General features: G+C 70.0%; 22 protein-coding genes and 1 pseudogene. 11 read left to right on the top strand and 12 right to left on the bottom strand.

Annotated features, from left to right (window positions below):
• Positions 1–9: 9 nt before the first annotated feature.
• Positions 10–972 (top strand): MsnO8 family LLM class oxidoreductase, encoded by a 963-nt coding sequence (locus B842_RS13950; protein ID WP_052437753.1) that lies wholly within the window; start codon positions 10–12, stop codon positions 970–972.
• Here the strand turns inward: B842_RS13950 and ku are convergent.
• Entirely contained in the window at positions 969–1,832 is an 864-nt protein-coding gene (gene ku / locus B842_RS04780) for a non-homologous end joining protein Ku (protein WP_040085471.1), read from the bottom strand. The genes B842_RS13950 and ku overlap by 4 nt on opposite strands.
• A gap of 30 nt (positions 1,833–1,862) precedes the next feature.
• Here ku and ligD point away from each other — a divergent pair, with 30 nt between their 5' ends.
• A complete protein-coding gene (gene ligD, locus B842_RS04785; protein ID WP_040085473.1) occupies positions 1,863–4,247 on the top strand; it encodes a non-homologous end-joining DNA ligase in 2,385 nt (794 codons plus the stop codon).
• Positions 4,248–4,293: 46 nt separating this feature from the next.
• On the opposite strand, the gene B842_RS04790 is transcribed toward ligD, so the two are convergent.
• Positions 4,294–5,643 (bottom strand): DUF4185 domain-containing protein, encoded by a 1,350-nt coding sequence (locus B842_RS04790; RefSeq protein ID WP_040085474.1) that lies wholly within the window; start codon positions 5,641–5,643, stop codon positions 4,294–4,296.
• A gap of 110 nt (positions 5,644–5,753) precedes the next feature.
• On the opposite strand from B842_RS04790, the gene B842_RS04795 reads away from it, so the two are divergent.
• Entirely contained in the window at positions 5,754–6,947 is a 1,194-nt protein-coding gene (locus tag B842_RS04795) for a PQQ-dependent sugar dehydrogenase (RefSeq protein ID WP_040085475.1), read from the top strand.
• Positions 6,948–7,078: 131 nt separating this feature from the next.
• Here B842_RS04795 and B842_RS14115 read toward each other — a convergent pair.
• The 4 genes and pseudogenes from B842_RS14115 to arfB all read right to left on the bottom strand — a co-directional run.
• Positions 7,079–7,780: pseudogene (locus B842_RS14115) on the bottom strand (CPBP family glutamic-type intramembrane protease); the annotation flags it as partial.
• An 87-nt stretch (positions 7,781–7,867) separates the two neighbouring features.
• A complete protein-coding gene (locus tag B842_RS04800) occupies positions 7,868–9,052 on the bottom strand; it encodes an RtcB family protein (RefSeq protein ID WP_040087338.1) in 1,185 nt (394 codons plus the stop codon).
• Between the two features lie 66 nt (positions 9,053–9,118).
• Complete coding sequence (locus B842_RS04805; protein WP_040085476.1) at positions 9,119–9,412, bottom strand: amphi-Trp domain-containing protein; 294 nt, start codon at positions 9,410–9,412, stop codon at positions 9,119–9,121.
• 114 nt (positions 9,413–9,526) lie between these two features.
• Positions 9,527–9,976, bottom strand: coding sequence for an alternative ribosome rescue aminoacyl-tRNA hydrolase ArfB (arfB, locus tag B842_RS04810; RefSeq protein ID WP_040085477.1), 450 nt, complete (start codon positions 9,974–9,976; stop codon positions 9,527–9,529).
• 57 nt (positions 9,977–10,033) lie between these two features.
• Between arfB and B842_RS04815 the strand changes: the two genes are divergently transcribed.
• Positions 10,034–10,741 carry a PIG-L deacetylase family protein gene (locus B842_RS04815; RefSeq protein ID WP_040085479.1) on the top strand — a complete coding sequence of 236 codons (708 nt, stop codon included), beginning with the start codon at positions 10,034–10,036 and terminating at the stop codon, positions 10,739–10,741.
• Between the two features lie 4 nt (positions 10,742–10,745).
• On the opposite strand, the gene B842_RS04820 is transcribed toward B842_RS04815, so the two are convergent.
• The 3 genes from B842_RS04820 to B842_RS04830 form a co-directional block, all read right to left on the bottom strand.
• Entirely contained in the window at positions 10,746–11,348 is a 603-nt protein-coding gene (locus tag B842_RS04820; protein WP_052437754.1) for a protein-L-isoaspartate O-methyltransferase family protein, read from the bottom strand.
• Positions 11,349–11,363: 15 nt separating this feature from the next.
• On the bottom strand, positions 11,364–11,798 hold the full coding sequence (locus tag B842_RS04825; protein WP_052437755.1) for an ester cyclase: 435 nt from the start codon (positions 11,796–11,798) through the stop codon (positions 11,364–11,366).
• A gap of 95 nt (positions 11,799–11,893) precedes the next feature.
• On the bottom strand, positions 11,894–12,673 hold the full coding sequence (locus B842_RS04830; protein WP_040085480.1) for a hypothetical protein: 780 nt from the start codon (positions 12,671–12,673) through the stop codon (positions 11,894–11,896).
• Positions 12,674–12,705: 32 nt separating this feature from the next.
• Here B842_RS04830 and B842_RS04835 point away from each other — a divergent pair, with 32 nt between their 5' ends.
• The 4 genes from B842_RS04835 (at position 12,706) to B842_RS04850 (ending at position 16,434) form a co-directional block, all read left to right on the top strand.
• Complete coding sequence (locus B842_RS04835; RefSeq protein WP_040087341.1) at positions 12,706–13,134, top strand: methyltransferase family protein; 429 nt, start codon at positions 12,706–12,708, stop codon at positions 13,132–13,134.
• A gap of 9 nt (positions 13,135–13,143) precedes the next feature.
• Positions 13,144–13,650 (top strand): O-acetyl-ADP-ribose deacetylase, encoded by a 507-nt coding sequence (locus B842_RS04840; protein ID WP_040085481.1) that lies wholly within the window; start codon positions 13,144–13,146, stop codon positions 13,648–13,650.
• A gap of 153 nt (positions 13,651–13,803) precedes the next feature.
• Positions 13,804–15,573, top strand: coding sequence for a BCCT family transporter (locus B842_RS04845; RefSeq protein WP_040087342.1), 1,770 nt, complete (start codon positions 13,804–13,806; stop codon positions 15,571–15,573).
• 81 nt (positions 15,574–15,654) lie between these two features.
• Positions 15,655–16,434: an SDR family NAD(P)-dependent oxidoreductase gene (locus B842_RS04850; RefSeq protein WP_040085483.1), complete on the top strand. Its 780-nt coding sequence runs from the start codon at positions 15,655–15,657 to the stop codon at positions 16,432–16,434.
• Here B842_RS04850 and B842_RS04855 read toward each other — a convergent pair.
• Both B842_RS04855 and lplB read right to left on the bottom strand, forming a co-directional pair.
• Entirely contained in the window at positions 16,431–18,755 is a 2,325-nt protein-coding gene (locus B842_RS04855; RefSeq protein WP_040085484.1) for an ATP-binding cassette domain-containing protein, read from the bottom strand. The genes B842_RS04850 and B842_RS04855 overlap by 4 nt on opposite strands.
• Positions 18,756–18,759: 4 nt before the next feature.
• Positions 18,760–19,818, bottom strand: coding sequence for a lipoate-protein ligase small subunit (gene lplB / locus B842_RS04860; protein ID WP_040085485.1), 1,059 nt, complete (start codon positions 19,816–19,818; stop codon positions 18,760–18,762).
• 33 nt (positions 19,819–19,851) lie between these two features.
• Here lplB and B842_RS13665 point away from each other — a divergent pair, with 33 nt between their 5' ends.
• The 3 genes from B842_RS13665 (at position 19,852) to B842_RS04870 (ending at position 22,065) form a co-directional block, all read left to right on the top strand.
• A complete protein-coding gene (locus B842_RS13665) occupies positions 19,852–20,001 on the top strand; it encodes a hypothetical protein (RefSeq protein WP_156119441.1) in 150 nt (49 codons plus the stop codon).
• A 19-nt stretch (positions 20,002–20,020) separates the two neighbouring features.
• Positions 20,021–20,827 (top strand): zinc transporter ZupT, encoded by an 807-nt coding sequence (gene zupT / locus B842_RS04865; protein WP_040085486.1) that lies wholly within the window; start codon positions 20,021–20,023, stop codon positions 20,825–20,827.
• 113 nt (positions 20,828–20,940) lie between these two features.
• A complete protein-coding gene (locus tag B842_RS04870) occupies positions 20,941–22,065 on the top strand; it encodes an HNH endonuclease signature motif containing protein (protein WP_052437757.1) in 1,125 nt (374 codons plus the stop codon).
• On the opposite strand, the gene B842_RS04875 is transcribed toward B842_RS04870, so the two are convergent.
• Positions 22,055–23,233, bottom strand: a complete 1,179-nt coding sequence (locus B842_RS04875) for a chloride channel protein (protein WP_156119442.1) — start codon at positions 23,231–23,233, stop codon at positions 22,055–22,057. The genes B842_RS04870 and B842_RS04875 overlap by 11 nt on opposite strands.
• Positions 23,234–23,258: the final 25 nt, after the last annotated feature.

The raw sequence follows: 23,258 nt of genomic DNA on the forward strand, positions 1-23,258 counted from the left end.
GTACTGGGCTTGTCCGCCTTCGCGGTGCGGGGCGATGACCAGGTGACGGGCCACGCGGGCGGCGGCGGCCGTGCCGAGGCGGGTGCGGACGATGTGGAGGCAGGCGTCGAGGGCGGAGGCGGTGCCCTGGTCATCGGGCACGTCGCGGCCCACACCTCGACGATCCGCCTCGGCGCGGGTGGTGTCATGCTGCCCAACCACTCCCCGTACATCGTGGCCGAGCAGTTCGGCACCCTGGAGGAGATGTACCCCGGCCGCATCGGCCTCGGCCGCGCGCCCGGCACCGACCGCACCACCCTGGCCCGCGCGCTGCGCCGCCCGGTCAACGCCGCGGAGAACTTCCCCTCCGACATCATCGAGCTCGCCCGCTACCTGCAGGGCGAGTCGCTCATCCCCGACGTGCAGGCCATCCCGGGCCGAGGCACGAACGTGCCCCTCTACATCCTCGGTTCCTCCCTCTACGGCGCGCAGCTGGCCGCCAAGCTGGGCCTGCCGTACTCGTTCGCCTCACACCTGTTCCCGCCCATGCTCGAGCAGGCCGTCACCGTCTACCGTGAAACGTTCGAACCGTCGGCGCTGATGGACGAGCCCTACGTCATCGCCGCCCTCAACGCGACGGCCGCCGACACCGAGGAGGAGGCGGCCCGCCTCCACCGGGAGATGGTGCGCCAGCACGTCACCGTCATGCACTTCAACGGCCGTGTCGCCGGGGACGACAAGATCGACCAGGTCCTGGCCTCCCCGGTGGGACAGCACTACGCCTCCATGCTCGACTACTACGCCGTCGGCACCGGCGAGCAGACCGCCGAGTACCTGGAGGCCTTCGCCGAGCGCGCGCAGGCCGACGAACTCATGCTGCTGATCAAGGGACCGACCACCCAGACCAACAACCGCACCCTCGAACTCATCGCGCAGGCGTGGGGCCTGGACCCGGCGACGGCGGCCGGGGACCCGACGACCTGGCGTCGTTAAGCGGACTTCGACTTCTTGGTCGTCTTCTTCGCCGCCTTCTTGGTGGTCTTCTTGGCAGGCTTCTTCCCGCCGCGCTTCTTGTCGAGCGACGCCTTGAGGGCCTCCATGAGGTCGACGACGTCGGCGTCGTCCGAGTCATCCTCGTCCGGTTTCTCCCCGAAGGTGGCCTCCGTGTCGAGGGTGTCGCCGGCCTCGAGTTTGGCGTCGATAAGCTTGCGCAGCTCGATCTGATACTCGTCCTCGAACGCCTCCGGAGTGAAATCCGAGGCGAACTGATCGACCAGCGCTGCCGACAGTTCGAGCTCCTTGTCGGAGATTTTCGCCCGCGACTTCGTGCCCTTGAAATCCACGTCGCGGACCTCATCGGCGCACAAGAGACCCTGCAGGACGAGCACCTTGCCGCGCACCCGCAGCGCACCCAGGCGGGTCTTCTGTCGCAGCGCGAACGTGACGATCGCGGTGCGGTCCGTCGCCTCCAGCGTCTGCCGCAGCAGCAGGTAGGACTTCGGCGACTTGCCCTCCGGCTCGAGGAAGTAGCTGCGCTCCAGCATGATCGGGTCGACCTGCTCGGAGGGGACGAACTGGACGACCTCGATCTCGTTGTTGTCGGCCTCCGGGAGCGCCTCGAAATCCTCGTCGGTGAGGACGACGGTGTCCCCGTCCGACTCGTAGGCCTTGTCGATGTTCTTGTAGTCGACCTTCTCGCCGCACACCTCGCAGCGCCGCTCGTAGCGGATCCGGCCGCCGTCCTTGTCGTGGACCTGGTGGAAGGAGATGTCGTGGTCCTCGACCGCCCCGTAGGCCTTGACGGGGACGTTGACGAGTCCGAACGTGATGGCTCCGGTCCATACTGCGCGCATAACATGAAGCTTATACAGAAAGGGCAGGCCATGGCGCGAGGCAGGAAGCAGTTTCAGGTCGGCGAGCGCACGCTGTCGGTGAGCAACCTCGACAAGGTGCTTTACCCGGCCACGGGCACGACGAAGGCCGATGTCATCCACTACTACCTCAGCGTCGCCGAGGTGATCATCCCGCAGCTCACCCGCCGTCCCGTCACCCGTAAAAGGTGGGTCGACGGGGTCGGCACCGAGGAAGAGCCGGGGCAGGTGTTCTTCCGCAAGGATCTGGAGGATTCGGCGCCCAGCTGGATCCCGACCGGCAGGATCGCGCACAAGACCTCCACCAACCACTACCCGCTGGCCGAGGAACCGGGCGTCCTGGCCTGGTTCGGGCAGGTCGCCGCCCTCGAGCTCCACGCCCCGCAGTGGCGTTTCGGCGCCAACGGCCAGCCCCGCAACCCCGACCGGCTGGTGCTCGACCTCGACCCGGGCGAGGGGGTGGGGCTGCGCGACTACGCGGCGCTCGACGGCACCCACAACTCCGAGACGATCTCCCAGGTGGCCCGCGAACTGGCCCGCGGCCTGGAGTCCGATCACCCGGATGAGGTGATCTCCACGATGAAGACGGCCGACCGCGCCGGGAAGGTGTTCATCGACTGGTCGCAGAACAACGCCTCCAAGACCACCGTCAGCCCGTACTCCCTGCGCGGTCGCCTGCGGCCCACGGTCGCCGCACCCCGTACCTGGGAGGAGCTGGCGGACCCGGACCTGCGGCACCTCGAGTACGAGGAGGTCCTCGAGCGGGTCGCCGAGGGGCTTGATCCGCTGGAGCCCCTGCGCGCCGACCCCTCCGAGACCCCCGACCGGCTGAGCACCTACCGCTCCATGCGCGATCCCTCGAAGACGGCGGAGCCGGTGCCGGAGGAGCGGCCGACGGCGCGTGCGGACGGTGAGCCGACCTTCGTCATCCAGGAGCACCACGCCCGCCGCCTGCACTGGGATTTCCGCCTCGAGCACGACGGGGTGCTCGTCTCCTGGGCGGTACCGAAGGGCCCGCCGCTGGACCCCTCCCTCAACCGCCTGGCCGTGCAGACCGAGGACCATCCCCTGGAGTACGGCACCTTCGAGGGGATCATCGCGAAGGGGGAGTACGGCGCCGGCGAGGTGAGCATCTGGGATGCGGGCACCTGCGAGATCGAGAAGTGGCGCGCGGGCAAGGAGGTCATCGCCGTCCTGCACGGCCGCCCCGACGGTGGGCTGGGTGGTGTGCCGCGCCGCTACGCCCTCATCCACGCCCCGGGCATGGGGGAGGAGAAGCACTGGTTGCTGAAGTTCATGAAGGATCAGCCCGACGATGCTTCTCGACGCCCCGCCGATCCCGCTCCCAGCGAGAAGGCTGAGGTCGCTGAGTCCCCTGCCGCCCGCCCGGCGTTCGGCGTCGCGGACCTGCCGTCCCCGATGCTCGCCACCCCGGGCACCCCGGCCGACATCAAGCTCGGCGTGCAGGACGGGGAGGAGTGGGTCTTCGAGATGAAGTGGGACGGCTACCGCATCATTGCGGGAGTGGGCGTCGGGACGGGGGACGGCCGGGTGGTGTTGGCCAGCCGCAACGGTCACGACTACACGGCGCTGTTCCCGCAGGCTGGGGAGCTGGTGGAGCTGCTGCAGGGCCCGGCCGCGGAGGCCGGTGGGGCGGTGTTCGACGGGGAGCTGGTGGCCCTCGACGACCGCGGCCGCCCCGACTTCGGGCTGCTGCAGGCCGCCGCCAAGGGGGAGGCCGGGGACGTGACGTTGCGCTACATGGTCTTCGACATCCTCCAGCTCGGCGCGCCGGGTGACCAGGACGCGAGTCCGCAGCTGCGGACTCCGTACCGTCAGCGCCGCGAACTCCTGCGCGAGGTGCTGGCGGAGGGTGAGCACGTCACCGTCCCTCCCGCGCACACCGGGAGCCTGGCCCAGGCGGAGAAGATCAGCCGCGAGCTGGCGCTGGAGGGGCTGGTGGCCAAACGCGCCGACTCTACCTACCTGCCCGGTAAGCGGGGCAAGGCGTGGCTGAAGCTGAAGACGCAGCTGCACCAGGAGGTGGTGGTGATCGGTGCCCGCCACGGCAAGGGCGGGCGCGCCGGCGGGATCGGTTCGCTGCTGCTGGCGGTGCCGGACGCCGACGGTCAGCTGCGCTACGCCGGCCGCGTCGGCACCGGCTTCACCGCCGCGCAGCTGGGGGACATCGAGAAGACCCTGCGCCGGATCGAGCGCAAGACCCCGCCGGTCGACGACGTGCCGGCGGCGGACCAGTCCGACGCGTGGTTCGTCACCCCGAAGCTTGTCGGGGAGGTGTCCCTGGCAGGCCGGACGCGTGAGGGGCGGGTACGCCAGGCCGCGTGGCGCGGGTGGCGTGCGGACAAGAGCCCCGACGAGGTGCGCTGGGAGGTGTAGGGGCCGGTGAACCAGTGGATGCTGGCGATCAACCGCACCCTGTGAACTACTGCTCCAGCGGCACGATGACCAGGTCCGTGGTGGAGTCCAGGAGCCCCTGCTCCGGCGTGGTGTCCGCGGTGACCTCGGTCTGCTCGACCCGGATGACGGACTGATCGCCGGCGCGGTCCTGCGGGACGGTCTGCGGAGCCATGCGGCCCTCCGGGGCGGTGGTGTCGGTGGGTGCGGTGCCGATGCCGAAGAACTCGTCGAGACCCGTGACGTTGAACTGGGTCGAGTTGTAACGGGTGTTGCTGCCGGTCCGCCACTGGGACACCACGAGATCCATGTCCCCGATGGTCGAACCCGGGACGATGTAACCGCCGTAGACCTGCGCGAAGTTGCCGGCGTCCTGCGGGGAACCCCACACGCCGCCGAGGATGACGTCCGCCGGGGTGATGGCGTCCCAGTCGTCGGTGATGTTCTCCGTGATGCGCACCTGCACGGTGTAGGTGGAGGCGTTGAACATGGCCAGGACCCAGTGGCCCTCGATGTAGCGCAGGGACATCTCGCCGGCGGCGACGTCGTCGCTCAGCACCGGGGTGCCGGCGAAGGTGGCGTCCCACTCGCCGGTGGTGGTGTTGTAGTGCTCCCAGGTGGTGCGGTCGGCGATCTGCTCCGGCAGGAAGCGGGAGAGGTAGACGTCGTCGGCACGCTTGAACTCCGAGGACATGACGTAGACGTAGCCGTCCGGACCCTGCTCCCACGTGATGAGATTGCCCTGGCCGTTCATGTACGAGGTCGGGGTGGTGCCGAGCGACTCCCAGGTGGCTCCCTGGTCGGTGGACTCCCAGATCTCGGTGCGCAGCACGTTGCCGATGCCCTGGTTCCACATGCCCTGCAGGTAGAGGGTGCCGTCGATGTTGATGACGTCGGAGGGGATGACGGTGATGCCGTCGGTGTGGGCGTAGTCGATGAGCTGCTCGACGCGGTCACCGTCGTTGAGGGGTCGGAGGATCTCGATGCGGCCGTCCTCACCCATGACGGCGACGACACCGACCGGGCTCATCCACTCGCCCTGCCCGAAGCGGGGACCCCGCCACGAATCGCCGAAGAGGATGGCGAACTCCTCGCCCACCCCGATGTTCGCCATGACGCCGAGGTCACCGATGAGGAAACCGACGTTCTCGGAGATGCCCTGGCCGAGGAGATCACCGACGACGGTGATGACCAGCGGGCCGTCCACCCGGTCCTCGCCGAACTCGACCTTGTTCACCGGGCCGCGGGAGCTGCCCGAGGAGCCGGAGGAACCGGAGGAGCCGGAGCTGCTCGAGCTCTGCGCCAGTGCCGGGGTGACGGCACCGCCGCCGAGGACGAGGGTGAGGGAGAGGGCGATGATGGGAAGCGTCTTCTTCACGGGGAGTTCTTTTCAGCAGGGGGCCGGACAACGAGTAGAGACATTACAGACCGGCCATGAACAGATCTCGATGACGCTCATCACATCGGATCTCTGGTTAGTGTGGGGCCATGCGTCGAATCCTCGCCCTGTCCCTATCCGCGGTCCTGCTCAGCGGCTGCACCTCGGAACCCGCGGAGGTGCCACCGCCCACGGAGGGGGCCACGGTGTCGCCGGCGACGGTGGACCCGGAGCTTGTCGAAGAAGAGGAGGAGGGCGCGGAGGTCGCCGGCACCCCGGAGCCGGTCGCCCTCGACGACGCCACCCGCGAGTTCACCGTCGACGAGCACGGCAGCTTCAACACCGGGTGGGCGATGACCTTCCTGCCGGGCACCGACCATCTGCTCATCGCCGAGCGCCGCGGCGCGCTGCAGCTGCGGGACCAGACGACCGGCAAGGTCACGGAGGTCACCGGTCTGCCGCCCGTGCACGCGCAGGGGCAGGCGGGCATGCACGACATCATCCCCGGACCCACCTTCGAGCAGGACGGCATGGTCTACCTCAGCTGGGTCCGGTCCCACACCAACGGTGCGCAGGGGGTCGTGGGTCGCGCGTACCTGGACATGGACCGGCATCAGTTGACGGGGCTGCAGGAGATCTGGGAGCAGACCCCGGCCGCCGGCAACGGCCATCTCTCGCTGCGCCTGCTCATTGACGACGGCCACCTCTACGTCACCTCCGGCGACCGGCAGGAGATGACCCCCGCGCAGGAGAACGACACGAACCTCGGTTCCGTCCTGCGCCTCACCCTCGACGGGCAGCCGGCGCCGGGCAACCCGTGGGACACCGAGCAGTGGACGATGGGACACCGCAACGCGTTGGGCATCGACACCGACGACCAGGGGCGCATCTGGGTCTCGGAGATGGGCCCGCAGGGCGGCGACGAACTCAACCTGCTGGTCGAGGGCGACAACTACGGGTGGCCGGAGGCGTCGATGGGCGTGCACTACAACAACGACCCCATCCCCGACCACAGCGACGACGACGGTTTCCACGGCCCCGCCGCATGGTGGGTGCCGTCGATCTCGCCCGGCAACCTCCTCATCTACTCCGGGGAGCTTTTCGACGGCTGGTCGAACTCCGCCCTCCTCGGCGGATTGTCCGGCGAGAAGATCGTCCGGGTGGAGCTCGGCGAGCCGGCGACGGTCGTCGACGAATGGGAGATGGGCGCGCGCATCCGGGCGCTGGCCGAGGCACCCGACGGGGCGATCTGGGTGCTGGAGGACGGCCCGGCCGGCAGACTGCTGGAGCTGCGCCCGGCCTGACGTGTCGGCGGGGTGAAGAACAGTTCCCGCTCGTGCCACAGCACGACGGCGGTGATCACGAGAAGGACACCGGTGGCGATGACCTCTGTGTCCGGGTGCGTGGCCAGGACCTGGGTGCTCAGGTTCGCGCCGAGGTGGACGAGGATCGTGAGCGTGATGTTGCGGTCGCCGCGGACGTAGATCCAGTTCATCAGCAGCACGAACGGGAGCATGCTCACGGGGAAGTTGAGGGCGTGGATCCACCCCTCGGCCACCGTCTGCTCCTGGGAGGAACCGGCGAACAGCGCGAGCGGGGCGTGCCACAGGGCCCACACCACCGCGAAAATCAGCGACGTGGTGAACAGCGAGAACCGGCTGCGCAGGGTGTCGGTGCCGTAGGAGTGCCAGGCCAGTTCCTCGACGACCGGTGCCAGGATGAGCACCGTCCAGCCGGACAGCAGCCCGATGCCGAAGGTTGCGCCACCCCGCCAGAGGAACTGCTCGGGGGAGTAGCCGAAGAACAGGGAGATGCCGGTGGCGACGAGCACCGCCCCCGGCATGAGCCCGACCGCCAGGGCCGTCCACACCGGGTGGACGCGACGGAAGTCCCACACGCGGCGCCACATGTCGCGTTGCAGTGCGCGGTCGTGGCGGGTCAGCCACCACACGACACCGAGCGGCGCGAAGAGTCCGGAAAGCGCCAGCAGGGAAGCTGGCCCGGCCTGGTCCTGGTGGCTGAACCAGGCACCGGGCACCCACAGAGCCCAGGGGACCAGGGTGGCGAGGAGGTAGAAGGTGAGGGGCCTGTCGTAACGGTGGCAGGGCACGCGGTCGGGGGCGTGAACTGTGCTCATGACCTGGACGTTAGGCCGGTCCCGGGTGGCTGTCTGCCCGGGGCCAGCAAGATCGGGGCGAACCCCGAGATAAACCGGGGCTCTCCCCTACAGCCCCTTGACGTTGAGCACCTGGCGCAGGGTGTGGCGGATCGTCACCAATGAGGCGGCGTCCTCCATGACGACGTCGATGGGTTTGTAGGCGGCGGGGATCTCGTCGACCCACTGTTTGCCGGGGCGGTAGACGATGTCGCCCATGGCCTTCTCCAGGTCGGCGGCGGTGTACTGCTTCTTCGCCTGGGTGCGGCTGAGGGTGCGGCCGGCGCCGTGCGGGGCGGAGCGCAGGGCCTCGTCGTTGCCGAGGCCCTCGACGACGTAGGACTGGGCACCCATGGAGCCGGGGATGAGGCCGGGGCGGCCCTGTGAGGCGTCGATGGCTCCCTTGCGGGTCAGCCACACGTGGACGCCGTCGATGACGGCGGGTTCGGTGTAGTTGTGGTGGGAGTTGATACGTTCGGCCTCGCCTACGTCCGGGTCGCCCATGAAGTCGGCGAGTGCCCAGGCGAAGCGGTCCATCATGTCCTCGCGGTTGAGCAGGGCGAAGTGCTGGGCCCAGCGCAGTTCACGCAGGTATCGGTCGAATTCCGGGGTTCCCTCGCGGAGGTAGGCGTGGTCGGGGTGGTTCAGTTTCACGCCTTCGCGGCGGCACTGTTCCTGGGCGGCGCGGATGTGGACGCGGGCGATCTTATTGCCCACGCCGCGGGAGCCGGAGTGGAGGAACATCCACACCCGGTCGTCTTCGTCGAGGCACAGTTCGATGAAGTGGTTGCCGCCGCCGAGGGTGCCGAGCTGGACTTTCCAGTGCGGGGAGTGGGAGAGGTCGACGTCGTCACGCCCGGCGAGTTGCTGCAGTTCCTTCAGGCGTGGGGCGGTGAAGGGGAAGCGGTCGGTGCGTTTGTTGTAGTTGCCGGGGGAGAGCGGGATGACGTGCTCCAGGGTGTCCCGGAGGCGGGTGAGGTCGCGGCCCTCGAGGTCGGCGGCGGTGTAGCGGGTGCGGGCGGCGATCATGCCGCAGCCGATGTCGACGCCGACGGCGGCGGGGAGGACCACGCCGACGGTCGGGATGACGGTGCCCACTGCGGAGCCGAGGCCGGCGTGGGCGTCGGGCATGAGGGCGATGTGCGGGTGGATGAAGGGCAGTTCACCCAGGGAGCGGGCCTGTTCGCGGGTGGCGTCGTCGAGAAGCGAGGCCCAGGACTTCACGGAGTCGGAGATGGGGAAGGGTGCCTGCATGGGTTCCTTGGGGTGGTGGGGGAGCATGACGGAACCCGTGACGACGGAGGCCGTCACGGGCTGCGGTCAGTTGACGGTGAAGCCGGCGCGTGGGTCACGGCCTTCGAGCGGGGTGCCGTCGGCCTCGATGGGCCATTCGATCTCCAGCTCGAGTTCGCGCTTGAGTACACGCTTGCCGGTGTTCTGGACCTCCATCTCAACGGTGAAGGTCTCGGGCAGGTCCATGGAGACCTGTCCTTTGCCCTGCCCGAGGGTGAGCTCGCCGTCGCGGACGCGGGCGGCCAGGTCCTCCAGCAGGTTGGCCAGCTCGTCACGGGTGAACGTGGCCTTGCTCTTGAGCAGCTTACCGGGCTTCTTCATGTGCTCCTCCTTTCTTCTAAGTACATGATCTCATACCTTACGGGGCTGGTAAAGAGTCCTGAGCTGGTGAAACTCGGATTCAGGTAGTGCTGTCCCGGGCGGGGATCCGCCCCCTCAGTCCCCGGACCGGTCGGGCCTCCGGCGGGTGGCCTTGAGGTCGGAGCGGCGCCTCTTCTCCGCCAGGCGACGCCGTACCGAACCGCGCGTGGGACGCGTCGCCCGGCGCGGGGGCGGCGGTGGGGCGAGGGCCTCGCGGAGCAGTGCCGCCAGGCGGCGACGGGCCTCCCCGCGGTTGCGCAGCTGCGAGCGCTGCCCGGAGGCCTGTACCTGCAGCACCGTGCCCGTCAGTCGGGGACCGAGGTTGCGCAGGGCACGGCGCCGCTGCGCGTCGGTGAGTGCGGAGGTGGTCGCGAGGTCGATCGACAGCTGCACCTTGCTGTCGGTGGTGTTGACCCCCTGCCCGCCCGGACCGGAGGAGCGGGCGAACTGTTCGTTGAGGTCGGCCCCCGGAATCACCAGGCCGTGAGGGATGCCGGGTCCGGGGTCGAGGTGCAGGGGGTCCATGGCCGCGAGTATAGGCAGCGCCGCCCCCGGGTGGTCTGCAGCGCTAGAGTGAGTGGCATGACAACAAACGTGCTGCCTGACCTGGACTGGAGTGCTTTCCGACGCGTCCTCATCGTCGTCGCGCACCCCGACGACGCCGAGTACGGCCTCTCCTGCGCCGTCGACATGTGGACCCGCGCCGGGGTGGAGGTCGGCTACCTGCTGCTCACCCACGGCGAGGCCGGCATCCGTCACCTCGACCCCGCCGAGACCGGCCCCCTGCGCGCCGAGGAGCAGCGGCAGGCCTGCGCCTGCGTCGGCGTCACCGACCTCACCCTGCTGGACCACCCCGACGGCCAGCTCATGGACTCGCTGGAACTGCGCCGCGACATCGCCCGCCACATCCGGCAGTTCCGGCCGGACACCGTCATCACCGCCAACTTCGACCTCGAGGCCTACGGCTCCTACAACCAGGCCGACCACCGCGTCGCGGGTCTCATGACCGTCGACGCCGTCCGCGACGCCGACAACCCGTGGATCCACCGGGACCTGGACCTGCCGGCGCACAAGGCTCAGCGGCTGCTCGTCGCCAACGCCGGTGACGCCACCCACCGCGTCACCGTCGACGAGAAGGCCGTGGAGGCGGGCATCGAGTCGCTGAGCCGCCACAAGGTCTACTTCGAGGCACTGCCGGACCATCCGGCGCCCGCGGACTTCATCCCCATGATGCTGGAGCAGCCCGACGGCGCGCAGGCCGTGCACTTCCGGGTGTTCGACCCGATCTAGCCGCTCACTCCCGGTGGTGCCCGGACGAGTTCACCGGGCCCCGCCACCGCAGCAGCGGCACGAAACGGAAGGCCCCGTGCTCGGTGACGGCGGCCTCGTCCTCGTTGATCCGCTCGACCCGCAGCATCGTGCCCGCCACCGGGATGACCATGACCCCGCCGACCCGCAGCTGGTCGATGAGCTCCTGCGGCAGGGTGTCGGCCTCCGCGGAGACGAGGATCCGGTCGAAGGGGCCCTGGTCGGGCAGCCCGAACACGCCCTCCGTCGCCTGGTGGACCGTGACGTCACGGCCGACCGCGGCGAGGTTGGACCGGCCGAACTCCACGAGTTCGGGCACGATCTCGACGGCGGTGAGGTGCCCGGTGCCGTCGAGAAGCTCGTGGAGCAGGGCGGTCGTCCACCCGGAGCCGGAGCCGACGTCGAGGACGCGGTGGCCGGGGCGGACGTCGAGGAGCCGGAGCATGACCGCCACGGTGTAGGGCTGCGAGTTGGTCTGCCCGTGGCCGATGGCGATGGGCAGGTCGAAGGGGGCGTGACGACGCGCCGCCAGCGGCAGGAAATCCGCACGGTCGACGCGCGACATCACCTCTCTGATCCGGTCGTCCATACTTTCCGAGGGTACCTACTTCCTGCCCCGCGGCGGCTCCACCAGTCCCAGCTGGACGAGCATGTCGAGGCTGTTGCGTAGCCCCCAGTGGGCGGCGATGAGGTCTCCGCGGGTGTGGAAGATGTGGACGGCGTCGATGGTGTAGGGACGTCCGGCCGCCTCCTCGCCGTGGATCGAGGCGACGCCCTTGCCGTGCTCCGTGACACGGGCGATGATGCGGTCGGGGGTCTCGATGATCGCCTCCTCCTCGACGTGCATGCCGAGGGTGCGGGCGAAGTGCTCGAGGGTCTTCATGTACCCCTCGACGCCCCGGGGGCTGCCCGAGGGGTCGGTGAGATCGAGGAAGTCCTCGGTGAACAGTTCCTCGAGTCCGGTGAGGTTGCGGCTGTTGATGGCGTCGCGGATACGGAAGACGCTGGTCAGGGCCGGATTCTTCTGGCAGTCGGTCATGGTGGGCTCCTTTGTGGGTGGGATAGATCACTTGAGTGTGAGTCTATTAGCACGGATACCCCCGGACAATAGGCCGACAGGGAAAGCCGGGCCCCTCAGTACGTGCTGTCGGCCAGCACCACGGGGCTGAGCACCCTCCGGGGGCCCGTCGGATTCGGTTCGGCGAGCTCCTCCCCGGGCACCGTCACATCCCACGGGTCCTGCGGGGACAGCGCCGGGGTGGCCGGCGAGGGGGCCTCCTCCACGACGACCCGCTCCGGCAGCACCGGGACGGGCGCGACATCGCCGACGCCGATGTCGATGAAGGACTCCCCGTCGACCACGAACACCCGCACCCCCAACGCACCGTCCTCGAGCGGCACGTACTCGAGCTGCCCGACCACCTCGCCCTCCACCCACACGTCGACGCCGTCGACCTGGCCGAGCATCTGCCGGTTCTCACCCGTCAGCGTCGCCGGGAGGCGACCACCCTGGGGGAGGAGCCGGGTGCCGTCGACAAGCGAGTTCCAGGGGACGGCGAGCTCGGGGGAGGGGAGTTCGAGGGCGACGTCGAGAAGCCCCCGCTCCTTGTTCACCGACACCCGCGCCCACGCCAACGGCTCGCACTGCGCCTGGTGGATGCGTTCGAGCTCGGGGAAGACGCCACGCAGCGGCGCCGGCACCGACCCGATCGTGCCGAACTCCCACCGCACCCGCCAACCACCGTGGATGAAGTCCGGGATCAGCCGCACCAGGATGAGCGTGCCCCCGGGTTCCATGAGCTCCGCGGCGCGCAGCTGCGAGAAGAGGATCGCCTGACTGACCTTCTCCACCGGCAGCGAGTGGACGTCCGTGCCCGCCGGCGGGCGGGCGAGGGGGTAGCTGGGAACGGCCATGCGTACAGCCTAGTCGCGCTAGCGTGGACGACATGAGGATCCCACCCGCCGGACTGTTCGTCCTCGCCGCCGGCGCCCAACTGCTCCACGGCCGCTTGTCGACGCCCCGCCTCACCCTCGCCGCGCCCCTGCTCGCCGCCTCCGGGGCGCTCGGCGTCGCCGCGCTGGGCGGCTTCGCACGCGCGGGCACGACCTTCGACCCCGTGCGCATCGACCGCGCCTCGGCGCTGGTCACCGACGGCGTGCTCGCGCACACCCGCAACCCCATGTACCTGGCGCTCGCCGGGGCGCTCGTCGCGCACGCCCTCGCCCGCGGCTCCTGGCCGGGGCTGCTGCCGGTGGCCGGCTTCGTGTGGGCCGTCGACCGCGGGCAGGTGGCGGCGGAGGAGGCGGTGCTGCGGGAGAGGTTCGGCCCCGAGTACGAGGCCTACGCCCGGCGGGTCCCGCGCTGGATTACCTAGGCTGGCGGCATGAAGCTGCGCATTGAACCAGGTGACATCACACGCGTGCGTGCCGACGCCCTCGTCAACGCCGCCAACTCCGGACTCCTCGGCGGCGGGGGCGTCGACGGCGCCATCCACCGCGTGGGCGGCCCGACGATCCTCGCCGAGTGCCGCGAGATCCGCGCCCGGGACCTGCCCGACGGACTGCCCGCCGGTCAGGCCGTGGCCACCGGGGCGGGGGACCTGCCCGCCCGCTGGGTGATCCACACGGTCGGGCCGGTGTGGTCCGCGACCGAGGACCGCTCCGCCACCCTCGCCTCCTGCTACCGGGAGTCACTGCGGCTCGCGGTGTCGCTGGGGGCCCGGACGGTCGCGTTCCCGGCGATCTCCGCCGGCGTGTACGGCTGGCCGATCGACGACGCCGCCCGCATCGCGGTGACCACCTGCCGGGAGGTGGGCGGTGTCGAGGAGGTCATCTTCGTCCCCTTCGGGGAGGCGGCGGAGGCGGCCTTCCGGGCGGCGCTGGACGATTAGTTAAGGGATTGTTATGGAATGCCCTTGTCGCCGGTGAGGGCCGGTTTCCTCCGGTGGGTGATGGCCGGGGCCTACGGAAAACGGGTGTCGGAGCGCGCCGGGATCTGCCTACGGTGGCCCTGACCTGTGTTCCCGACCCCGACCGGATCCCCCATGCTCACCCGCCTCGCGTCCACCCTGCGCCTCAAGACCGACCCGTCGGTGTACTTCGCCACCGTGGGGGCCGTCCTCGCCTTCGTCGTGCTGACCATCGTCGCCGGCGACTGGGTCGGGGACGTCTTCGGTGCCGCCACCACCTGGATCCTCACGAACCTCGGCTGGTTCTACATCCTCGGCGTCACGGTGTTCCTCCTGTTCCTCATCATCGTGGCGGTCAGCCGCTACGGGCACGTCCGCCTCGGCGCCGACGACGAACGGCCCGAGTACCCCACCCTCGTGTGGTTCGCGATGCTCTTCGCCGCCGGCATCGGCACCATCCTCATGTTCTGGGGCGTGGCGGAACCGATCTCCCACTTCGCCAACCCGCCGATCGGGGACGTCGACCCCGAGTCCGTCGAGGCCGCCCGCCAGGCCATCGCCATCACGCACTACCACTTCGGTCTCCACACCTGGACCATCTTCGCGCTGCCCGCGCTGTGCTTCGCCTACTTCATCTACAAGCGGAAGATGCCGCCGCGCGTCAGCTCGATCTTCTCCCCGTTGCTGGGCTCCCGCGTCTACGGGCCGCTCGGCCGGAGCATCGACGTCATCGCGCTCATCGGCACCATCTTCGGCGTGGCCACCTCCGTCGGCCTGGGCACCCTGCAGATCAACGCGGGCCTCAACGAGCTCTTCGGCCTGACGGTCTCGCCGGTGGTGCAGGTGGTCATCATCGCGATCGTCACCACCGTCGCGTGCCTCTCCGTGGCCGCCGGACTCGACCGCGGCATCCGGGTCCTGTCCAACGTCAACATCTGGATGTCCATCGGCCTGCTGGTGTTCGTCGTCGTCGCCGGCCCGACCGTGCTGGTGCTCAAGGGCACCATCGAGTCCTTCGGCATCTACCTCGCCCGCCTGCCCGAACTGGCCTTCTGGAACAACGCCACCCCGAACAGCCCGGAGAACGCCACGTGGCAGAACACCTGGACCGTCTTCTACTGGGCGTGGACCATCACCTGGTCGCCCTTCGTGGGCATCTTCATCGCCCGCATCTCCCGCGGCCGCACCATCCGGGAGTTCGTCGCGGGCGTCCTCGGCCTGCCGGTGACGTTCTCCCTCATCTGGTTCGGCGTGTTCGGAGCCTCCTCCTTCCTCATCGAGCAGGACGGCGGCGGCCTGGTGGAGCGCGTCGCCGTCGAGGGCGACATCCCGGGCGCGCTCTTCGAGTTCCTCTCGCACTACCCGGCCGCGACGTTCATGTCCGGGCTCGGCATCCTCATCGTCGTCATCTTCTTCACCACCTCCGTGGACTCCGCCGCGATGGTCACCGACATGATCGCCTCCGGCAGGGAACCCGTCTTCGCGCCCACCCACCAGAAGGTCACGTGGGCGGTGCTCATGGGGGCGGTCGCCGCGGTGCTGCTGGCCGCCACCGGTCAGGGCGGACTCTCGGCGCTGCAGCAGATCATCATCGTCATCGGCCTGCCCTTCTTCGTCATGGGCTTCGTCATGATGTTCAGCCTGGGCACCGCCCTGCGGAACGACCTCGGCGCCCCGGTGCCCATCGTCACCCGCCAGTGGGAGTCCGCCGCCACCGCCGAGGAGTGGGAGGAGATGGAGCAGGCCCCGTCCCCGGAGCCGATCGGCCCGATCCACCACATCCCCGACGAGGAGGGCGACGGCCACATCAACCCGGCCGTCGTCGGGGCCGTGCTGGAGGAGTACCAGAGGCAGGGCACCGACGACCACCAGGTGAAGATCGTCGAGCAGACCAGGCCTCGGTAGCGCACCGCAAACCCCTGAACAGCGAAAGTGTTCCGGGTTACAGTGAAGGGACAACATTCCACCAGATCACAGGAGAGTCCCATGTCACTCCAGGATTTCGCAGGTCAGACCATCATCGTCACCGGCGCCGGCTCCGGCATCGGGCGGGTCACCGCCCTCCGGCTCGCGGAACGCGGGGCGCACGTCATCGTCGCCGACATCTCGGACTCCGCCGAGGACGTCGTCAAGGAGATCACCGACGCCGGTGGACAGGCGAGCGCCGCCGTCGGTGACATCTCCGACCAGCAGGTCGTCGACGACGTCGTGGCGCAGGCCGTCGACACCGGCGGCCGCCTCGGCCTCGTCAACAACGCCGGCATCATGGACAAGTTCGACGGCGCCGCCGAGACCGAGGACGCCGTGTGGGAGCGCTGCCTGCGCATCAACCTCACCGCCCCGTTCCTGCTCACCCGCGCGGTGCTGCCGCACATGCGGAAGGCGGGTGTCGGCGCGATCGTCAACACCGGTTCGGCGGCCTCCCTGCGCGGCGCGGCGGCGGGCGCGGCGTACACCGCCTCCAAGCACGGCCTCGCGGGCCTGACGAGGAACACCGCCTACACCTACAGCCGGGAGAACATCCGCTGCAACCTCGTCGCCCCGGGTGGGGTGGACACCAACATCATGACCACCTCCGCGGCCGTCAACGAGGGCGACATCGACCCGTCCCACGGCCTCGCCGCGATCACCCCGGTGCACGAGTCCGCGCTGCGCACGGCGGAGCCCGAGGAGATCGCCGCGATCATCGTCTTCCTGCTCTCCGACACCGCCTCCGACGTCAACGGCGTGCTGCTGCCGGTCGACGGGGGCTGGGTCGCGGGTTAGCGCACGTACTCGCCCAGGTAGCGGCCCGTGAGGGTGGTCGCGTCGGCGATCATCTCCGCCGGAGAGCCGGTGAAGGTGACCAGTCCGCCGTCGGAACCCGCGCCGGGGCCGAGGTCGATGACGTGGTCGGCGTGCGCCACCACCGCCAGGTGGTGTTCGATGCACACGACGGTCCGCCCGGAGTCCACCATGCGGTCGAGGAGCCCGAGGAGCTTCTCGACGTCCGCCAGGTGCAGGCCCGTCGTCGGTTCGTCGAGGATGAACACCGTGGCCTTCTCCGCCAGGTGGGAGGCCAGCTTGAGGCGTTGACGCTCGCCGCCGGACAGCGTGGTCAGGGGTTGGCCGAGGGTGACGTAGCCGAGGCCGACGTCGACGAGCCGACCGAGGATCCGCGCCGCCGCCGGCACCTTCGTCCCGGCGTCCGTGAAGAACTCGTGCGCCACGGACGCGGGCATCTCGAGGACGTCGGCGATGTTGCGGCCTCCGAACTCGTAGTCCAGGACGGCCTCGTCGAAGCGGCGGCCCTCGCAGACCTCGCAGGGCAGGTCGACGCCCGACATGATGCCGAGGTCGACGTAGACCACGCCCGCTCCCCGGCAGTTCGGGCAGGCGCCCTCGGAGTTGGGGGAGAAGAGGGCGGGTTTCACGCCGTGCGCCTTGGCGAAGGCCCGGCGGATCGGTTCCAGCGCCCCGGTGTAGGTGGCCGGGTTGGAGCGGCGGGAACCGCGGATGGCGGACTGGTCGACGAAGACGGTGTCCGCGGTCCGCGGCAGTTCTGCGAGCAGCGAGGACTTGCCCGAACCGGCGACGCCCGTGACGGCGGTGAGCACGCCGAGGGGGATGTCGACGTCGACGTCGCGCAGGTTGTTGCGGTTCGCCCCGCGGATCTCGAGCGCGCCCGTCGCCTCCCGCACCGGGGACCGCAGCGAGACCCGGTCGTCGAGGTGCCGGCCGGTGAGGGTGTCCGACCTGCGCAGCCCCTCGACGGTGCCCTCGAACTGGATGAGGCCACCGTCGCGGCCGGCGTGCGGGCCGAGGTCGATGACGTGGTCGGCGATGGCGATGGTCTCCGGCTTGTGCTCCACGACGAGCACCGTGTTGCCTTTGTCCCGCAGTTCCAGGAGCAGGGTGTTCATCCGCTGGATGTCGTGCGGGTGCAGCCCGGCGGTGGGTTCGTCGAAGACGTAGGTGACGTCGGTGAGAGCGGAACCGAGGTGGCGGATCATGCGGGTGCGCTGGGCCTCGCCACCCGAGAGCGTGCCCGCCGGGCGGTCGAGGGTGAGGTAGCCGAGGCCGATGGCGGTGAAGTTGGCGAGGGTCTCGCGGAGGGAGTCGACGAGCGGGGCCACCGAAGGGGCGGAGAGCTCCTCCATCCACGCGGCGAGATCGCGGATCTCCATCGCGCACAGTTCGGCGATGTTGCGGCCCCTGATCCGGGAGTCCAGCGCATGCTGCGCCAGGCGGGTGCCGCCGCAGTCGGGGCAGTCGACGAAGGTGACGGCCCGGTCGACGAACTCGCCGAGCGACTTCTGCAGGGAGTCGCGGTCCTTCGACAGGATCGACTTCTCCACCCGGGGGACGAGCCCCTCGTAGGTGTAGTTGAAGCCGTTGAACCGCACCTTCCGCGGTTCGGAGTACAGCAGGATCTCGCGTTCCTCGGCGGTGAACTCACCGACGGGCACGTCGGCACGCAGCAGTCCGGTCTCGGCGAAGGTCCGCCACGCCCAGCCGTCGACCTTGTAGCCGGGGACGAGGATGGCGCCGTCGTTGAGGGAGAGGCGGTCGTCGACAAGCTCCGTGAGGAGGATGTCGGAGACCCTGCCCCTGCCCTCGCACCCGGGGCACATGCCGCCGGTGCGCCGGAACTCGACGCGCTCCCGCCTGCCGCCCTGCACCGACACCGCGCCCGCCGCGGACACCGAGGGCACGTTGAAGGAGTACGCGCCCGGGCCACCCGCCGGGGGTTCGCCGAGGCGGGAGAAGAGGATGCGGAGCAGCGCGGTGGCGTCGGTGGCGGTGCCGACGGTGGAACGCGAGTTCACGCCCATCGGCTCCTGACCGACGATGATCGCGGTGGTGATGCCCTCGAGGCGGTCGACGTCGGGGTGGGCGAGCGTGGGCATGAAGCCCTGGACGAAGGTGGAGTACGTCTCGTTGATGAGGCGCTGCGACTCGGCCGCGATCGTGCCGAAGACGAGCGAGGACTTGCCGGAACCGGATACGCCGGTGAAGACGGTGAGCCTCCGCTTGGGGATCTCCACCGAGACGCCGCGCAGGTTGTTCACGTGCGCGCCGGTCACGCGGATCACGTCGTGGGTCATGGCCTCACGGTACGTGATGCGTCCACGCCTCCGTGCCGAACTTCTCCGCGACCAGCGCATGAGCCGCCGCGAGGTCCTCCTCGGAGAGCGAGGCCGGTTCCGCGCCGTAACGGTTGGTGAACTCCGCCGCCATCGTCCCGATGATCTCCTCCCGCGACGCCCCGGTCTGCCGGCGCAGCGGGTCGACGCGCTTCTTCGCCGAGCGCAGCCCCTTCGACGCGAGCTTCACCTTGCCGATGCGCAGCACCTCCATCATCTTGTCGGCGTCGATGTCGTAGCTCATCGTCGCGTGGTGGAGGACGGCACCCCGGCGGCGCTTCTGGGCGGCGCCGCCGATCTTGCCGCCGTCGGAGGTGATGTCGTTGATCGGCTCGTACCAGGCGTTCACGCCGTGCCGGGCCAGGGCGCCGAGCACCCACTGGTCGAGGTAGGCGTAGGAATCCTCGTAGCTCAGTCCGGCGACCAGCGACTCCGGCACGTACAGGGAGTAGGTGATGCAGTTGCCGCCCTCCATGAACATCGCGCCGCCACCGGAGATGCGGCGCACCACCTCGATGCCGTGCTTCTCGACGCCCGCCGGGTCCACCTCATTGACGTAGGACTGGTAGGAGCCGATCACCGTCGCCCTGTCCTCCCACTCCCAGAAACGCAGCGTCGGACCCCGCTCACCCGCGGCGACCTGGTTGAGCATCACCTCGTCGAGGGCGACGTTGACCTGCGTCGGCAGGGGGCCGGGGCGGATGATCTGCCACTCGTGGTCGGTGAAGTCGGTGCCGCCGGAGACGGCCCGTTTCACGGCGACGGCGACGTCCCGCGTGCTGAAGCCGTGGAGGGCGAGATCCTCGAAACCGGCCAGGGCGCGGTCGAGGCGGGACTGCAGCTCCTCGGTCGTCTCGCTGACCGCCGCCCCCGTCAGCGCCGGGCCGAAGGCGTCGTAGGCCTCGTCGGGCTCGAGGAAGAAGTCGCCGGAGAGCCGGACGTCGGTGATGCGCCCCTCATCGGTGGCCACGTCCACGACGACCAGTTTTCCGCCGGGGACCTTGATCTCAAAGTGCTGGTGCATACCGCCCCAGGGTACCCGTGCTAACAAGGGGGCATGGAGTTCAATCTGGAGAAGCTGGTCCACCTTACCCCGCCGGAGGGCGCGGACGAGACGCTCGTGTGCGGGCCCGGGGGCTGCGCGCCGGTGCCCGTCGAGAAGGAGGACGACGACGGCGAGTCCCCGAGTCGAGCACCCGCCGACTGACCGCGTATTGTCTGGTCACATGTACGATCTCCCCACCGTCCTCACCGCCTTCGGACTGACGCTGTTCGCGGGTCTGGCGACGGGCATCGGTGGCCTGATCGCCGTGATGAAGAACAACCCCGGCCGACGTTTCATGGCCGGGGCACTCGGCTTCTCGACGGGCGTCATGCTCTACGTCTCCTTCATGGAGATCCTGCCGAAGGCCTTCGAGGAGCTCACCGTGGCCTGGGGCGAACGCGGCGGATCGTGGGGCGCGGTCGCCGCGTTCTTCGTGGGCATCGGCGTGATCGCGCTCATCGACCGTCTCGTGCCCGAGCCGATCAACCCGCACGAACGCGGCATCGGCGAGGACCCGCAGAAGGCCGCCCAACGCCGCCGCATGATGAAGATGGGCATGTTCACGGCGGGGGCGATCGCGATCCACAACTTCCCGGAGGGCTTCGCCACCTTCATCGCCGGTCTCGAGGACCTCACCGTGGCGGTCCCGGTGGCCGTGGCCATCGCGATCCACAACATCCCCGAGGGCGTGGCCGTCGCCGTCCCGATCCGCCAGGCCACCGGCTCCCGCCTCCGCGCCTTCACGTGGTCCACCGTCTCCGGCCTTGCTGAACCGGCCGGCGCCCTCATCGGTTTCGCGCTGCTCATGCCCTTCCTCGGCCCCGCCACCCTGGGTCTGTCCTTCGCGACGATCGCCGGCATCATGGTCTTCATCTGCCTCGACGAACTGCTGCCCACCGCCGTCTCCACCGGCCGGCACCACACCGCGATCTACGGCCTCATCGCCGGCATGGGGGTCATGGCGGCGTCACTGCTGCTGATGATGTAGTTGTCAAACGCGGGACTCGCCGATGCCCGGTTCCTGTGGATGGAGGGGGTCTGTCCACAGACCGGGCATCCCGCCTGTCGACGCCCCCTTCAACCCCGCCTATCGTCCCGGGCATGGACATCACCGCCGCGCTGGAGGCTCTCCGGGCCGTACGGGTGCTGGAGGCCATCGCCTCCGGGGACCTGACCACCCGGCAGCTCGACATGCTCGGCTACCGCGACGCCGGCTCCTGGACCCGCCTCGCCGACGTCTACTTCGGGCCCACCCGCCACCGCCGTCTGCAGGAGGCGGCCCGGCGCGCCGGTGCCGATCTCTCCCTCGACGCACTCCGGGTCGTGGAGAGGCACACCCGGAAACTCCTCCCCGGGGCCGCCGTGACCCCGTGGGAGCTGCGCGTCGAACTGTGCGCCCTGCGCGGCACCGTCGCCGAGATCGACCGGCAGGCGGCCGCCCGGGTCCGGGAACTGAACCGCGCGGTTGATGACGCGGAGACGAAGGCCTACGGCCGCCGCTCGGTCAAGGGCGGGAAGAACACCGACGCGCTCGGCCTGCGCACCATCACCATGACCGGCCCCGAACGCCACATCACCGCTCTCCTTGCCCACCTGCGGCCCACCGCGGAGAAACTCCGCCGCGCCGACCCGCGTCTGTCCCATGAGCAGGCGCTTTTCGACGCCGTCTTCGCCACCGGCACCGGCCCGGCAGGACCTGTCCCACCGGTGCCGCTGGTGGTGGCCACCGTCCCCGACGGGGTCAGGCTGCTGCGCCGGGAGGGCGACGACACGCTCTTCGGCCTCAGCGACGGCACCACGATGACCGGCACCGCCCTGGTGGAGCAGATCATGGCTGACCACCACTACGTGGGCCTCTACGACCCGGTGGAGGGGCCGGTGGACCTCTACCGTTCCCGGCGCACCGCCAGCACGAAACAGCGGATCCTGCTGGCCGGGGAGTCGCTGCTGTGCGAGGGCCCGGAGTGCACCACCCCGGCGGACGAGTGCGAGGTCCACCACCTCACCGCCTGGTCGCAGGGTGGGGACACGAACGTGAAGAACCTGACCATGGTCTGCAGGGTGCACAATGCCCGGAACGACGACGACCCCCACGCCCCACCCCGCAACGGCCGCCTCGAACGAAGACCCGGCGGAGTGGTGTTCCTCCCACCCGACGGGGGACCACCCCGCACCAACCGCCACCCACTCCGGAGGCTCTCGGCGAGGGGCCTGCTCAACGCCTGAGACGGCGGGGATTCAGCCTGCCCAGAAGATGGGCGGCGACGGCCGCGGGCAGCAGCAGCGGGATCGTCCACAGGGGTGCCCACGTCAGCTCCCACGCGATGACCGCGGCGAACAGCGGGGCCCGCTGCATGACCGCGAGCACCATCGCCGCGCCGAGGACCGCCAGGACGGGGACGGTCTCCGGGCCGGCCCCGAACAGGGCCCCCGCCCCCGCCCCGAGCGCCGCGCCCACCGCCAGGGCCGGCGTCAGCGTGCCACCGACCGCACCGGAGCCCAGTGACCCGGCGGTGAGCAGCGGCTTGACCACCAGCAGCGTGAGCAGCAGCGGCAGGGCGGTGGCCGGGTCGAGGGCGGTGCGGACGATGTCCTCGCCGTTGCCGGTCACCCCGGGCAGGAACTGGGAGACGGTGACCACGCCGGCCGTCGCCGCGCCGACGCTCAACGGCAGCCACCGCGGATCGACGACCTTCCAGCCGTGCGCGGACCGCATCATCGTCAGGAACACCCGGGCCACGGACACCGCGGCGAGCAGCAGCAGGGGCAGCACCCAGAGGACGAGGGGGTCGAAGGGGGCGTCGGGAAGCTGGTAGACGGAACGGTTGCCCACCAGGGGCCACGCCGTCACCGTCGCCACCCCGGACATGACGGTGGCGATGCCCAGCGCCCGCCAGCTGCGGCGGACCGGCATCGCCTCGAGGGTGAAGAGCACGCCGGCCAGCGGCACGTTGTACACCGCCGCCAGGCCGGCGCCGGCCGCGGCGGCGACCAGGAGGCGGCGGTGCGCCTCGTCGACGTGCGCCCACCGGGAGAACCGGTCGAGCAGCGCCGCCGCGGACTGCCGGGGAGCCTGCTCCCGTCCCAGGGAGATGCCGGAGCCGACGGCGAGGAGCTGGAGGAGGGCGTCGAGAAGCGTGCGTCCCAGCGGCAGGGGAGTGTCGGTGGTGACGGACTCCTCGACGCTGCGGACCGGGCGTGTGCGGCGCAGCCACCACCAGCCCAGCCCCGCGACGACACCCCCGGCCGCGGCGGCCAGCACCGGGTGGAGGGGGCCGGAGGCGGTGACGTGGTGGAACCAGTGGATGAGCCGGGCCATGGCGCCGCCGACCAGACCGGCGACGACCCCTCCGAGGAGGATCATCGCGAGAAGAACGGCCCGGCTGCGGTACATGGTCCCCAGGGTATCCCCGACGGAA

Source organism: Corynebacterium humireducens NBRC 106098 = DSM 45392, from assembly GCF_000819445.1.
GTDB classification, from domain to species: domain Bacteria; phylum Actinomycetota; class Actinomycetes; order Mycobacteriales; family Mycobacteriaceae; genus Corynebacterium; species Corynebacterium humireducens.

What these genes read in the sequence shown, in the direction of transcription:
- B842_RS04805 (WP_040085476.1), bottom strand. Translation starts at nt 9,412, where the DNA reads ATGAAGAAGCCCGGTAAGCTGCTCAAGAGCAAGGCCACGTTCACCCGT.
- B842_RS04835 (WP_040087341.1), top strand. Translation starts at nt 12,706, where the DNA reads ATGAGGATCCCACCCGCCGGACTGTTCGTCCTCGCCGCCGGCGCCCAA.
- lplB (WP_040085485.1), bottom strand. Translation starts at nt 19,818, where the DNA reads ATGCACCAGCACTTTGAGATCAAGGTCCCCGGCGGAAAACTGGTCGTC.
- B842_RS04875 (WP_156119442.1), bottom strand. Translation starts at nt 23,233, where the DNA reads ATGTACCGCAGCCGGGCCGTTCTTCTCGCGATGATCCTCCTCGGAGGG.
- B842_RS04840 (WP_040085481.1), top strand. Translation starts at nt 13,144, where the DNA reads ATGAAGCTGCGCATTGAACCAGGTGACATCACACGCGTGCGTGCCGAC.
- ku (WP_040085471.1), bottom strand. Translation starts at nt 1,832, where the DNA reads ATGCGCGCAGTATGGACCGGAGCCATCACGTTCGGACTCGTCAACGTC.
- B842_RS04825 (WP_052437755.1), bottom strand. Translation starts at nt 11,798, where the DNA reads ATGACCGACTGCCAGAAGAATCCGGCCCTGACCAGCGTCTTCCGTATC.
- B842_RS04820 (WP_052437754.1), bottom strand. Translation starts at nt 11,348, where the DNA reads ATGGACGACCGGATCAGAGAGGTGATGTCGCGCGTCGACCGTGCGGAT.
- B842_RS04830 (WP_040085480.1), bottom strand. Translation starts at nt 12,673, where the DNA reads ATGGCCGTTCCCAGCTACCCCCTCGCCCGCCCGCCGGCGGGCACGGAC.
- zupT (WP_040085486.1), top strand. Translation starts at nt 20,021, where the DNA reads ATGTACGATCTCCCCACCGTCCTCACCGCCTTCGGACTGACGCTGTTC.
- B842_RS04795 (WP_040085475.1), top strand. Translation starts at nt 5,754, where the DNA reads ATGCGTCGAATCCTCGCCCTGTCCCTATCCGCGGTCCTGCTCAGCGGC.
- B842_RS04855 (WP_040085484.1), bottom strand. Translation starts at nt 18,755, where the DNA reads ATGACCCACGACGTGATCCGCGTGACCGGCGCGCACGTGAACAACCTG.
- B842_RS04800 (WP_040087338.1), bottom strand. Translation starts at nt 9,052, where the DNA reads ATGCAGGCACCCTTCCCCATCTCCGACTCCGTGAAGTCCTGGGCCTCG.
- arfB (WP_040085477.1), bottom strand. Translation starts at nt 9,976, where the DNA reads ATGGACCCCCTGCACCTCGACCCCGGACCCGGCATCCCTCACGGCCTG.
- B842_RS04870 (WP_052437757.1), top strand. Translation starts at nt 20,941, where the DNA reads ATGGACATCACCGCCGCGCTGGAGGCTCTCCGGGCCGTACGGGTGCTG.
- ligD (WP_040085473.1), top strand. Translation starts at nt 1,863, where the DNA reads ATGGCGCGAGGCAGGAAGCAGTTTCAGGTCGGCGAGCGCACGCTGTCG.
- B842_RS04845 (WP_040087342.1), top strand. Translation starts at nt 13,804, where the DNA reads ATGCTCACCCGCCTCGCGTCCACCCTGCGCCTCAAGACCGACCCGTCG.
- B842_RS04815 (WP_040085479.1), top strand. Translation starts at nt 10,034, where the DNA reads ATGACAACAAACGTGCTGCCTGACCTGGACTGGAGTGCTTTCCGACGC.
- B842_RS13665 (WP_156119441.1), top strand. Translation starts at nt 19,852, where the DNA reads ATGGAGTTCAATCTGGAGAAGCTGGTCCACCTTACCCCGCCGGAGGGC.
- B842_RS04850 (WP_040085483.1), top strand. Translation starts at nt 15,655, where the DNA reads ATGTCACTCCAGGATTTCGCAGGTCAGACCATCATCGTCACCGGCGCC.